The organism is Cellulomonas sp. zg-ZUI22 (assembly GCF_017353535.1).
Classification (GTDB): Bacteria; Actinomycetota; Actinomycetes; order Actinomycetales; family Cellulomonadaceae; genus Cellulomonas; species Cellulomonas wangleii.
The window spans coordinates 57,462-70,395 of the sequence record NZ_JAFMUZ010000003.1; the positions used below are offsets into that span (position 1 = coordinate 57,462).

Here is a 12,934-nt window from a genome sequence, read left to right on the forward strand (position 1 = left end):
CCGGGCCGCTGGTGCTCGCCCCGACACGCGGGACGCGGGTCGTGCTCGTCAACCTTCACCCTCAGGTTGAAGGTGAGAGTTATGTCAGATGTGCTGTCGGGTCGTGACGCTAGGTGGCCGCCGACCCCGGATCAACGACCGCGCCGCGCGTGTCGTGCTTCGCCGCCGTGATCCGCGTCCTGGACGCCGCCCGCTCACTTGGTGATGGGCATCTGGGGCGCCGAGACGTCGAAGACGGACGCGCCCGCCGCCTCGGGCGCGCCACGCAGCGCGGCCAGCACGGCGAGCTTCAAGGGGGTCTGCTCCGCGCTCCCCCAGTCGATCCGGGGGCCGCCGTCGCGCAGCTGCATGGTGACCGTGTCCTGGCTCGCCGCGGCGACCGAGGCGACCTGCCCCAGCAGGTCGGGCGGCAGCTGCTCCAGGACGTGCAGCACCGCCGACAGCGTGCGCTCGTCACCGACCGGGACGTCGACGACGGGCAGACCGGCGGGCGCCGCGTCGGCGCGGCCCACCTGCACGCCCTGCTCGTCGAGCAGCACGAGGCCCGTCGCCGGCGCCTCCTCCGGCACCGCCGCGACCGGCTCGCGCGACACGAGCTGCACGGCCAGCCCGCGGGGCCACTGCCGCACGACGCGCGCCTCCCGGACGCCCGGCACCTCCAGGACCTGGTCCCGCAGCCCGACGGTGTCGAGCCGCGGCAGCGGCGTGCCGGCACGCTCGTGGACGACCGCGACCACCTGGTCCACCGCCACGACGGTTCCGGCGCCGGTGACCTCGAGCTGCGTCACGTCGAGCGCGAGCACCGGCGAGAGCAGCAGCAGCCAGCCGAGCGCGCCGACGCCGACGACGCCGGCCGCTGCCCCGACCACCTGGCGCCGGGCGAGGTTGCGCCGGGCACGCGCCCGCTCGGCGAACCGCTCGCGCGACGTGGTCGACACGACCGCGGGCCGCACCGGCCCGCTGAACCGGCCGACGGTGTACGTGGTCACCGCCCGCGTCGACCCGGTGACCGGGTCGGTCGCCGGCGCCGTCGGCGCACCCGGCGCCCGACGGACGCGCGACGTCGCGGCGGTCGGCCGCGTACCGGGACCTCGCACCGTGGATCCCGGTGCCTCCGAGCGGTCCGCCGTGGCATCGGGATCGTCGCGACCCGGTCGCGACGCGGCGCGGGCGGACGGCACGCGCGTCGCCGGGGTGGGGCGGACGGGCGTCGAGCGGGTGGGCGTCGAGGGGGTGGGCGTCGAGGGGGTGGGCGTCGAGGTGGCGGGCGGTGCGGGGACCGGACCCGTCGGCGCGCTGCGCGGCGCGGGGTCGTCCCCCCGGACCGCGCGGCGACCCGCGGTCCGACGCGGGGCGGCGGGACGTGCGGTGGGCGACGGGCGTCCCGGGCGCGGTGCCGGTGGACGCTGCGGGCTCACGGCCGCGCACCGTCCCGGGGCTCCACCGCGCCGTCCGCGTGGGTGCCGTCCGCGTGGGTGTCGTCCGCGTGGGTGCCGTCCGCGTGGGTGCCGTCCGCGTGGGTGTCGCGGTCCTCCGCGGCGCCCGCGTCCGGAGCGCGCTCGGCGAGCTCGGCGAGCACGACGGGCGCGAGCTCCGTCACGTCCCCGGCACCGACGGTCAGCAGCAGGTCACCGGGCCGCGCGAGCGCGGCGACCGCCCGGGCGGCGTCGACCCGTCCCGGCACGAACACGGCCTTGCCCGGCGTCGGCACGTGCTCGACCACCAGGGCTCCCGTGACGGTGGGGTCCGGGTCCTCGCGCGCGGCGTACACGTCCGTCACGACGACCGCGTCCGCGAGGTCGAACGCCTCGCCGAACTCCCGCGCGAACGTCCGCGTCCGCGAGAACAGGTGCGGCTGGAACAGCACGACCACGCGACCGCCGTCGGCCACCTCACGGGCGGCCCGCAGGACGGCGGCGACCTCGGTGGGGTGGTGCGCGTAGTCGTCGACCACCCGCACCCCGCCGGCCGTGCCGCGGTCCTCGAACCGCCGCCCCGTCCCGACGAAGTCGTCGAGCCCGTCGGCAGCCTGCTGCGCGTCGACACCCAGCCGCCGCAGCGCGCACCACGCCGCCGCCGCGTCGAGCGCGTTGTGGGCGCCGGCGACCTGCAGGTGGAGCGTCACGGCGGGCTCGTCGCGGGGCGTCAGCGTGACCCGCCACCGCCCGCCGGTGCTCCGCTCGCTGGGCGAGACGCGCACCTCGGCGTCCGGGCCGGTGCCGTAGGTGCGCACCGCGACCCCTCGCGCGGCCAGCCGGGCACGCGTCGCGGCGACGAGACGCGCCGCGCCCGGGTCGTCCGCGCAGGCGACCAGCAGCCCACCGTCGCGGACCCGGTCCGCGAAGCGCTCGAACGCCGCCTCGAACCGCTCGCGCGTGCCGTAGTGGTCGAGGTGGTCCGGCTCGACGTTGGTGACGACCGCGACCAGCGGCTCGTACGCCAGGAAGGAGCCGTCGGACTCGTCGGCCTCGGCGACGAAGGGCCCGGCCCCGTGCCGGGCGCCGCCGAGCGTGCCCCCGGTCGCGCGGACCACGCCGCCGATCGCGAACGAGGGGTCGGCGCCGGCGTGCACGAGGGCCGCGGCGATCATCCCCGAGGTCGTGGTCTTGCCGTGCGCTCCGGCGACGGCCACGGCGTCGCGGTCGGCCATGAGCGCGGCAAGCGCCTCCGAGCGGTGCAGCACCGGCAGGCCCCGCTCCCGGGCACGGGCGACCTCCGGGTTGGACGCGCGGACGGCGGACGAGACGACGACGGTGTCGACGTCGTCGACGTGCGCCGCGTCGTGACCGACGTGCACCGTCACACCGGCGGCCCGCAGCCCGGCCAGCGCCGGGCCGTCGTGGGCGTCGGACCCGCTGACGGCGAGCCCGCGCGCGGCGAGCAGCGGTGCGACCGCGGACATCCCGGCACCGCCGATGCCGACGAGGTGCACGCGGCCGAGGTCGGCCAGCGCCACCGGCCCGCGCTCACCCGGGTCGGCCACGGCCGGTGCGTGCGCCGGGGGCGTGCGGTGCTGCGGGGTGGCGGTCCGCAGGTGGGCGGGCAGCTGCTGCTCGACGAGCCGCGCGACGCGCGCGGCGCCGTCCCGGACGCCCACCCGCGCGGCGGCCGCACCCATGCGTGCCCGGGTCTCGGCCCCGGTGTCGCCGGCCAGCAGGACCGGGAGGTGCTCGCTGACCCAGGCCGGCGTCAGGTCGCCGTCCTCGACGAGCACGCCGCCGCCGGCCGCGACCACGCCGGCCGCGTTGAGGCGCTGCTCGCCGTTGCCGATCGGCAGGGGGACGTAGACGGCCGGGATCCCGAGCGCGGCCAGCTCGCAGACCGTCCCCGCGCCCGCCCGGCCGACCACGACGTCCGCGACGGCCAGCGCCCGGTCCATCGCGGTCAGGTACTCCAGGACGTGGTACCGCTCCGCACCGGGCACGGCGGCGGTGGCCGCCCGGACCTCGTCGGCCTTGCCCCGCCCGGTCAGGTGCAGCACCTGGGCACCGGTGGCGAGCAGCGCACCCGCCGCCCCGGCGACGGCGCGGTTGATGCTCAGCGCCCCCAGGGAGCCGCCGGTCACCAGCAGGGTCGGCAGGTCGGGGTCGAGCCCCAGCGCGTCGGCGCCCGCGCGCCGTGCGGCCGCGGCGTCGGACGCGCGCGCCGCGAGCAGGTCCTGCACCACGGTCCGCAGCGGCAGGCCGGTGACCTGCGCGCCGGGCAGCGCGGTGCCCTCGAAGGTGACGGCGACGGCGGCGGCCCAGCGTGCGCCGAGGCGGTTGGCCAGGCCGGGCCGCGCGTTCTGCTCGTGCACGACGACGGGGATGCCGCGGCGCCGGGCAGCGAGGTACGCGGGCGTGGCCACGTACCCGCCGAACCCGACGACCACCTGGGCGTCGATCTGCGCGATGGCGTCCTCGGCCGCACGCACGGCGGCACCCAGCCGGCCGGGCAGGTGCAGCCAGTCGACGGTGGGGCGGCGCGGCAGGGGGACGCGGGGCACCACGGCCAGGTCGTACCCGTGCTCCGGCACGAGCCGGGCCTCCAGGCCCTCGGCCGTACCGAGGACGGCGAACCGTCCGTGGGGGTGGCGCCGACGCAGCTCGTCGGCCACGGCCAGCAGCGGGTTGACGTGGCCGGCGGTCCCGCCGCCGGCCAGGAGGACGGAGGTCGCGTCAGCCACGGGTACGTCCGATCACGGCGAGAGAGCGGCGCACGACCGAGGCACGGGCCGCGAGAGCCTCCGCGGCGCCCGGCTCGGTACGGGCGAAGGACAGCACGAGCCCCAGGGCGGCCATCGTCATGATGAGCGCCGACCCGCCGGCGGAGACCAGCGGCAGCGGCACGCCGATCACGGGCGCGAGGCCGATGACGACGGCGATGTTGACCGCCGCCTGGCCGACGACCCACGCGAACACGGCGGCCGTCGTGATCTTGACGAACGGGTCGGGGTGCCGGCGCATGATGCGCACCATCGCGAACGCGAGGAGCGCGAACAGACCGAGCACGAGCAGGGTGCCCACGAGGCCGAGCTCCTCCCCCAGGATCGCGTAGATGAAGTCGTTGTGGGCCGCCGGCAGGTACGACCACTTCTCGGCGCTCTGCCCCAGGCCGACGCCGCTGACGCCGCCGGTGGCCAGGCCGTAGCCGGCGTGCAGGCTCTGGTAGCACTCGTTGGTCTTGTCGCACTCGTCCGAGAGCCAGGACATGATCCGGTTGACGCGGTTCCGGCTGCCGAGCGTGAGCGCCGCCACGCCGCCCGCGGCCAGCAGCGCCGCGAACCCGAAGATGCGCAGCGGCACGCCGGCCACGAACATCGCGCCCGCGACCAGCAGGACCATCACCATCGCCGTGCCGAGGTCGTGGCCCAGCAGCACGACGCCGATCGCGATCCCCGCGACCGGCACGACGGGCACCAGGGCGTGCTTCCACTCGTGCAGCAGGGGGAGCTTGCGCGTGAGCAGCGCACCGAGCCAGATCGCCAGCGCGAGCTTGACGACCTCCGACGGCTGCGCCGAGAACCCGGGCAGGCACACCCAGTTGAGGTTCCCGCCCTCGCCGCAGCCCAGCGGGGTGAACACCAGCATCTGGAAGGCGATCGCGCCGCCGAGCACGGGCCACGCGAGCGCCCGCACCGCACGGACCGGCAACCGCGACATCAGCAGCAGCACCGGCAGCCCGATGAGCGCGTACCGCGCCTGGTTGAGGAAGACCGCGTACGGCGAGTCCCCCGCCGCCAGCGACTCGACGCTCGAGCTCGACAGCACCATGACCAGGCCGATCGCCACCAGCAGGAACGTCGAGCCCAGCAGCACGTAGTAGCTGGTGACGGCCGAGTTCCACGTGCCCAGGAAGGACGGTTCACGGACCTCCGGCGTACCGCCGGGCGGTGTGACCGTGCGGGTGGGAGCCGTGCGGGGGCGCGGGGGCGCGTCGGCGGTCACTGCCGACCGTCCGCCTGCCGCTCCTGCCCGACCTCGCCGTGCAGCGACCGCACGGCCGCCGCGAACGCGTCGCCGCGGGCGGCGTAGGACGTGAACTGGTCCATCGACGCGCACGCGGGGGCGAGCAGGACCGTGACGGGCACGCCCTCGGGCGCGCCGGCCGCCAGCCGGCGCGCGCTGTGCACGGCGCGCGTCATCACCGGCTCAGTGTCACCGGCGTCCAGCTCGATCACCGGGACATCCGGTGCGTGTCGGGCGAGGGCCTCGCGCAGCGGCGCACGGTCCACCCCGAGCAGGACGACCCCGCGCAGCCGGTCGCGCCGGGTGCGGACGAGGTCGTCGAACTGCGCGCCCTTGGCCAGCCCGCCCGCGATCCACACGACCGACCCGGGCTCGAAGGCGGCGAGGGAGGCGGCGGCGGCGTGCGCGTTGGTCGCCTTGGAGTCGTCCACGTACGCCACGTCGTCGACGCGGCCGACGGTCACGATGCGGTGCGCCCCGGGGGCGAAGCCGCGCAGCCCGTCGCGGACGTGCACGGGGTCGACACCGTGGGCGAGCGCCAGCGCGGCGGCCGCGAGCGCGTTGCGCACCACGTGGGGCGGGACCACCCCGGCCGGGCCCGCGAGCTGCGCGAGGTCGGCGAGCGTGCCGAGCTCGGCGGCGTGCGTGTGGCGCAGCCGGGCGAAGCCCCGGTCCACCAGCACGTCCTCGACGAGTCCGAGCTGCCCGACGCCGGGCATCCCGAGCGTGAACCCGACGGCGACGCACCCGTCGACCACGTCGGCCTCGCGGACGAGGTCCTCGGTGACCGGGTCCGTCGCGTCGTACACGCACGCGACCTGCGCCCGCTCGTAGATGCGCCCCTTGTCCGCGGCGTACGCGGCCAGCGAGCCGTGCCAGTCGAGGTGGTCCGGCGCGACGTTGAGCACGGCCGCCGCCTGCGCGGACATCGAGTGCGTGTGGTGCAGCTGGAAGCTCGACAGCTCGACCGCCAGCACGTCCAGCGCCGGGTCCACGGCCGCCAGCACCACGGGCGTGCCCACGTTGCCCACGGCGACGGTGCGCCGTCCCGCCGCACGCAGGATCGACTCGAGCATGCCGACGGTCGTCGTCTTGCCGTTGGTCCCCGTGACCGCGAGCCAGGGGGCGGGCTGCCCGTCGCCGCCGTCGCGCGGCACGCGGACCTGCCACGCGAGCTCGACCTCGCTCCACACCGGAACCCCGCGCTCCCCCGCCGCGGCGAGGACCGGGTGGGTCGGGGGCAGACCCGGGGAGGTCACGACGAGGTCGGCCCCGCGCAGGCCCTCGGCGACGAGCCCGGCCACGTCCGCGGCATCGGCCTCGGGGGCGTGCTCGTCGAACGTCACCACCCGCGCGCCACGGTCCCTCAGGACCTGCGCCGCGGCGCGCCCGGAGACGCCCAGGCCGGCGACGAGCACCGTGCGACCGTCGAAGCGTGCGTCCACCTACTGCGCCACCCACTCCGCGTAGAAGATGCCGACCCCGAGCGCGACGAACAGGCCGGCGATGATCCAGAACCGGATGACGATCGTCACCTCGCCCCACCCCGACAGCTCGAAGTGGTGGTGCAGCGGTGCCATCTTGAAGACGCGTCTGCCGGTCATCTTGAAGAAGCCGATCTGGATGACGTCCGAGAGCACGATGAGGACGAACAGACCGCCGATGATCGCCCCGAGGATCTCGGTGCGCGTGAGGATCGTCAGCGCCGCCAGCGCCCCGCCCAGCGCGAGCGACCCGGTGTCCCCCATGAAGATCTTCGCGGGGCTCGCGTTCCACCACAGGAAGCCGAACAGGGCACCGGTGATGGCCGCGGCCACGACCGCCAGGTCCAGGGGGTCGCGCGTCTCGTAGCAGCGTGGCCCCGCGGACAGCAGCTTCTGGCACGTCTGGTTGAACTGCCAGACCCCGACCAGCACGTACGCCCCGAAGACGATGAGCGAGACACCGGTCGCGAGCCCGTCGAGACCGTCGGTGAGGTTCACGGCGTTGGACCAGGCGGTGATGAGGAAGTTCGCCCAGATGACGAACAGGACCAGGCCGACGGTCGCACCGGCGAACGCCAGGTCCAGCCCTGTGTCGCGGATGAACGAGATCCGGGTCGACGCCGGGGTACGGAACTGCTCGTTGGGGAACTGCAGCGCCAGCACCGAGAACACGACACCGACGACGCCCTGGCCGACGATCTTCCACAGCGGGCTCAGTCCGAGGGAACGCTGCCGCGAGATCTTGATGAAGTCGTCGAGGAACCCGACGACCCCCAGGCCGGTCATGAGGAACAGCGCCAGCAGGGCCGACGCGCTGGGCGTCGTGCCCGTGAGCAGCAGGCCGAGCCCCCAGCCGACGAGCGTCGCGCCGATGATGACGACGCCGCCCATCGTCGGCGTGCCGCGCTTGGTGAAGTGCGCGGTCGGGCCGTCCTGCCGGATGAACTGCCCGTACTGCCGCTTGACCAGGAAGCGGATGAACAGCGGGGTGCCGAGCAGCGCGACGAGCATCGAGATGCCGCCGGAGATGAGGACGGCCCTCATGCGTCGGCCCCCACGAGCCGGTCGCCCAGGCGCCACAGACCGGCGCCGAACGAGGACTTCACGAGCACCACGTCACCCGGGCGCAGCTCGTCGGCCAGGAACGCGGCGGCGGCGTCGACGTCGTCGGCCAGGACGACCTCGTCGCCCCACGAGCCCTCGTGGTTGGCGCCGTCGCGGATGGCGCGCGCCCCGTCGCCGACGACCACCGTCAGGCCGATGTTGAGCCGCACCACGAGCCGCCCGATCGCGTCGTGCGCGGTGCGGGACTCCTCGCCGAGCTCGAGCATCTCGCCCAGCACGGCGACCGAGCGCCGCTGCCGCCCGGCGATGACCGCCAGCGCCTTGAGCGCGGCCCGCATCGAGTCGGGGTTGGCGTTGTAGGAGTCGTCCACGACGGTGACGCCGTCCGGGCGGTCCACGACGTGCATGCGGTGCGGCGACAGGGCGTCGGCGGCCGACAGGCCGGCCACGACGTCGTCGAGCGCGATGCCGGCCGTCAGCGCCGCCGCGGCCGCGGCGAGCGCGTTGTGCACGTGGTGCTCGCCGACGAGTCGCAGCTCCACGGGACGCTCCTCGCGGACGTCGCCCTCGACGTGCACGAGCCGGAACCGCGCTCGGCCCAGCGCGTCGAGGCGCACGTCCTGCGCCTGGACCCGCGAGTCGGGGGACGCCCCGAACAGCACGACCGGTCCGGGGGCCACGGCCGCCATGGCGCGCACCCGCGGGTCGTCGGCGTTGAGCACCGCGGTCCCGGCCGGCACCAGCCCCGCGACGATCTCCGCCTTGGCGCGTGCGACCCCGTCGATGCCGCCGCCGAAGCCGCCCAGGTGGGCCTGCCCGACGACCAGCACCACGGCGACGTCCGGCGGGGCGATGTCCGTGAGGTACGTGAGGTGACCGGGGCCGCTCGCGCCCATCTCGAGCACGAGGAACCGGGTCTGCTCGTCGGCGCGCAGCACCGTCAGCGGCAGCCCGATCTCGTTGTTGAACGAGCGCACGGGGGCGACCGTGGGGCCGGCCGCACCGCACACCTGCGCGAGCACGTCCTTGGTCGTCGTCTTGCCGACCGAGCCGGTGATCCCGATGACGCGCAGGCCGGACCCGCCGGGCTGCGCGGCCGCGTCCCGCAGCCGCACCAGCACGTCGCGTGCCAGGTCGCCCAGCGCGCGCTCCACGTCGGGCACCACGACGCACGGCAGCCCCGGCAGCGGGCGCGCGGCCAGGACGAGCGAGGCGCCGGCCGCCACGGCCGCGGGGGCGAAGTCGTGCCCGTCGACGTGCTCGCCGGGCAACGCGACGAACAGCCCGCCGGGCAGCACCTCCCGCGAGTCGGTGACGACGGGGCCGGCCACCACGTGCTCGGGGGCGACGTCGGCCAGGGTGCCGTGCGTGGCGGCCGCGATCTCGGCCGCTGTGAGGGCGATCACGCGTGCTGCTCCCGGCGCTCGGCGCGGGCGGCGAGGAACACGTCTCGGTCGTTGTAGCGGTGGAACACCCCGGCGATCTCCTGGGTCGGTTCGTGGCCCTTGCCCGTGACGATCACGGTGTCGTCCGGTCCTGCCAGACGAAGGGCCTCGCGGATGGCCTGCGCACGGCTCGTGGCCTCGTGCACGTCGGCCAGGTCGGGGCGCACGTCGCGCACGCCCTCGAGGATGGCGGCCCGGATGGACGCGGGGTCCTCCGAGCGCGGGTTCTCGTCGGTGACGACCAGCACGTCGGCCAGCCGGGCGCCGACCTGCCCCATGATCGGGCGCTTGCCGCGGTCACGGTCGCCGTCCGAGCCGTACACGAGCACGAGCCGGCCGGGCGTGATGGGCCGCACCGCCTCGAGCGCGAGCTCGAGCGCGTCCGGCGTGTGGGCGTAGTCGACCAGGCACAGCGGCCAGCCGTCGCCGCGCTCGACCACCCGCTCCATGCGGCCCGGGATCGCGTGCGCGCGCCCCACGGCCTCGGCCGCCGCGTCGACGGGTACGCCCGCGGCGTGCGCGACCACCACGGCGAGCGCGGCGTTCGAGACGTTGACCAGGCCCGGCAGCGGGCTGTGCGCCTCGTGGCGGGCGCCGTCGGGGCCGCGCAGGACGAAGCGTGAGCCGACGCCGTCCAGGCCGACGTCGGCCTCGACGACCGCCCAGTCGGCCTGTGCCGCCTGCGGTGCGCCGACGCGCGTGCTCACGGTCTCGACGGGGATCGGGGACTCCTGCGCGAGCCGCCGGCCCCACTCGTCGTCGACGACGACGACGCCGCGGCGGGCCTGGCCGGGGGCGAACAGCCGCGACTTGTCGCGGAAGTACCCCTCCATGTCGCCGTGGAAGTCCAGGTGGTCGCGCTGCAGGTTGGTGAAGCCGACGACGTCGAACTGCACGCCGCCCACGCGTCCCAGCGCGAGCGCGTGCGACGAGACCTCGGTGGTCAGCGCGGTCGCGCCCCGCTCGTGGGCCAGCGCCAGCAGCGACTGCAGGACGGGTGCCTCGACGGTGGTGCGAGGGCTCTCGACGGCGTCGTCGCCGATCCGCAGCTCGACGGTGCCGAGCACGGCCGTCACGGCGTGCCGGGCGCGCAGCGCCGCGTCGACGAAGTAGGTGGTGGTGGTCTTGCCGTTCGTCCCGGTGACGCCCACCGTCACGAGCCGCGACGCGGGGTCGTCGAGCACCCAGGCCGCGACCGGCCCGGCCAGGGCGCGGGGGTCGTCGGTGAGCAGGACGGGCACACCCGCGGGGACGAGCTCGGCGCCCTCGGTGTCGGTGAGGACCGCCACCGCCCCGCGCGCGACCGCCTCGGCGGCGAACCGTGCCCCGTGGACGCGCAGGCCGGGCACCGCGACGAACAGGTCCCCCGGCTCGACGTCGGCGCTGGACATGGTCACACCGGTGGCCGTCACACCCTCCGCGGGGCCGTCGACCCGCAGGCCGAACGCGGCGGCGAGGTCGTCGACCCTGCGGACCGGCGGGTGCTCGGGGCGCAGCCGGCCCAGGGGGGACGTCATGGGGAGAAATCTACCCCGCCGACTCACTCCCACGTCGCCGGGAACAGCGACGCGGGCGTCCCGGAGGGCGCGACCCCCAGCTGCTGCAGGGCGTACGACGTGACGGTCGAGAAGACCGGTGCGGCCGCCGTGCCGCCGAAGATCGAGGCGCTGGGGTCGTGCAGGATGACCGCCGTGACGACCTGCGGGTCGTCCGCAGGCGCGACGCCGATGAACGACGCCGTGATGCCCGCGGGCGCGAACTTCTGCGCCGTGCCGGTCTTGCCCGCGACCCGGTACCCGGGGATCGCGGCGTTGCCGCCGGTCCCGTCGTCGACGACGCTCTCCATCATCGACAGCACGGTGCCCGCCGTCTGCTCGGAGACCACCCGGGTCCCCTCGGGCGCCGGGCGCGGCGCGTACGCCCCGTCGGGGTCGGTCCACCCCGCCACCAGGTGCGGCGCCACGCGGACACCCCCGTTGGCGATGGTCGCGAAGACGCTCGCGGCCTGCAGGGCGTTCACGGACACCGCCTGACCGAACAGCACGGCGTACTGCGAGCGGCCGTCCCACTCGTCGTACGGGTGCAGGATGCCCCCGGACTCGCCCGGGATCTCGATACCCGTGCGGCTGCCGAACCCGAACAGCGACAGGTACCGGTGGCGCTGCTCCAGCGACAGCCGCTCGCCGATCTGGATCGTGCCGGTGTTGGACGACTCCGCGAAGACGCCCGTCGCGGTGAGTTGCTGCACGGGGTGGTCGTGCGAGTCCTTGAAGGTCTGGCCGTTGGGCGTCGTCAGCCGGTCGGCGACGGTGAAGCGGTCGGTGGGGCCGACGAGCCCCTCCTCGAGCGCAGCGGCCATCGTCACGACCTTCCCGGTCGACCCGGGCTCGAACACGTCGGAGACGCTGCGGGTCAGCGAGCCCGTGCCGAGGGCGCCCGGGTCGTTCGGGTCGAACGCGGTGGACTCCGCCAGCGCGAGCACCTCCCCCGTCGGTCGCATGACGACGACCGTGCCGCCGGTCGCGCCCATCGCGGCCACCTGCTTGCGCAGCTCCTCCTCGGCCTTCCACTGCAGGTCGGAGTCGAGCGTCAGGCGCACCGAGCTGCCGTCGCGCGCAGGGGTCTGCTCGCTCGCACCCCCGGGGATCGGCTGACCGCCCTTGCCGCGCTCGAAGCGCTCGGTGCCCTTGACCCCCCGGAGCTTCTCGTCCAGCGAGGACTCCAGACCCTGCAGCCCGACGCCCTCGGAGTTGACGAATCCGACGATGTTCCCCGCGACCGTGCCCTTGGGGTACACCCGGTCCGGGACCTTGTCGACGTTGACGCCGTCGATCCGCAGCGCACGGATCTCCCGCGCCACCTCCGGCAGCACGTTCTTCTTGACGTAGACGAAGGGCCGGTCGCCGACGAGCTTGCCGCCGAGCTCCGCGGCGTTCATGTCCAGCAGCGGCGCCAGCCGGGCCGCGACGCCGGCGGCGCCGTCCAGCCCGACCGTCGACCCGCGCGCCTGGTAGCGCGCGATCCGCTGCTGGTTGACGGAGATGTCGTACCGCTCGACCGACGTCGCGAGGACGACGCCGTTGGCGTCGGTCACCTCACCGCGTGCCCCGATGACCGAGGCGGTCGTCATCCGGTTCTCCCGTGCCTCCTGCGCCAGCTCGGGGCCGGCGAGGACCTGCACGTGCACCAGCCGGCCCGCGAACGTCACCAGGACCAGGGCGAGCACGACGACCAGCGTCAGCATGCGCGGGCGCGACGCCACGACGGTCGGCGGCACGGCCGGTGCCGGCGGACGGCCACCACCCCGCACGGGCGGGCGCCCGCCGCCCCCGCGCGCGGGCGGGACGGCGGCGGCCGGGCGTGCGGGCGTCGCCGCACGTCGGGCGGTCGGCTCCTGGCCGGGCCGTCGGCGCGGCACCGTGCCGGCGCGCTCGTCCACGCGGCCCACCGTGCCACGGGTGCCCGGACGGGCGGTCGCGACGCGCGGGTCGAC

At 75.7% G+C, this 12,934-nt stretch carries 8 protein-coding genes; all 8 read right to left on the reverse strand.

The annotated features are described in order from the left end of the window. Positions 1-194: 194 nt before the first annotated feature. The 8 genes from J1G43_RS11635 to J1G43_RS11670 all read right to left on the reverse strand — a co-directional run bounded on the left by J1G43_RS11635 (position 195) and on the right by J1G43_RS11670 (position 12,880). On the reverse strand, positions 195-989 hold the full coding sequence (locus J1G43_RS11635) for an FtsQ-type POTRA domain-containing protein (RefSeq protein WP_207378492.1): 795 nt from the start codon (positions 987-989) through the stop codon (positions 195-197). Positions 990-1,414: 425 nt separating this feature from the next. Beyond that, positions 1,415-4,165: a UDP-N-acetylmuramate--L-alanine ligase gene (murC, locus tag J1G43_RS19635; protein ID WP_207378493.1), complete on the reverse strand. Its 2,751-nt coding sequence runs from the start codon at positions 4,163-4,165 to the stop codon at positions 1,415-1,417. Beyond that, positions 4,158-5,426: a putative lipid II flippase FtsW gene (gene ftsW, locus J1G43_RS11645; RefSeq protein ID WP_207378494.1), complete on the reverse strand. Its 1,269-nt coding sequence runs from the start codon at positions 5,424-5,426 to the stop codon at positions 4,158-4,160. The genes murC and ftsW overlap by 8 nt, the downstream gene beginning before the upstream one ends. Beyond that, complete coding sequence (murD, locus tag J1G43_RS11650) at positions 5,423-6,892, reverse strand: UDP-N-acetylmuramoyl-L-alanine--D-glutamate ligase (protein ID WP_207341332.1); 1,470 nt, start codon at positions 6,890-6,892, stop codon at positions 5,423-5,425. The genes ftsW and murD overlap by 4 nt, the downstream gene beginning before the upstream one ends. Continuing rightward, complete coding sequence (gene mraY, locus J1G43_RS11655; protein ID WP_089801950.1) at positions 6,893-7,975, reverse strand: phospho-N-acetylmuramoyl-pentapeptide-transferase; 1,083 nt, start codon at positions 7,973-7,975, stop codon at positions 6,893-6,895. Beyond that, positions 7,972-9,402 (reverse strand): UDP-N-acetylmuramoyl-tripeptide--D-alanyl-D-alanine ligase, encoded by a 1,431-nt coding sequence (gene murF / locus J1G43_RS11660; protein ID WP_207378495.1) that lies wholly within the window; start codon positions 9,400-9,402, stop codon positions 7,972-7,974. Before murF ends, mraY begins: the two co-directional genes overlap by 4 nt. Beyond that, positions 9,399-10,958 (reverse strand): UDP-N-acetylmuramoyl-L-alanyl-D-glutamate--2,6-diaminopimelate ligase, encoded by a 1,560-nt coding sequence (locus J1G43_RS11665; protein WP_207378496.1) that lies wholly within the window; start codon positions 10,956-10,958, stop codon positions 9,399-9,401. The genes murF and J1G43_RS11665 overlap by 4 nt, the downstream gene beginning before the upstream one ends. A gap of 23 nt (positions 10,959-10,981) precedes the next feature. After that, positions 10,982-12,880 carry a penicillin-binding protein 2 gene (locus J1G43_RS11670; RefSeq protein ID WP_307859566.1) on the reverse strand — a complete coding sequence of 633 codons (1,899 nt, stop codon included), beginning with the start codon at positions 12,878-12,880 and terminating at the stop codon, positions 10,982-10,984. Positions 12,881-12,934 lie beyond the last annotated feature (54 nt).

Excerpts from the sequence above, each read along its gene's own strand:
- J1G43_RS11665 (WP_207378496.1), bottom strand. The coding sequence starts at position 10,958 with ATGACGTCCCCCCTGGGCCGGCTGCGCCCCGAGCACCCGCCGGTCCGC.
- mraY (WP_089801950.1), bottom strand. The coding sequence starts at position 7,975 with ATGAGGGCCGTCCTCATCTCCGGCGGCATCTCGATGCTCGTCGCGCTG.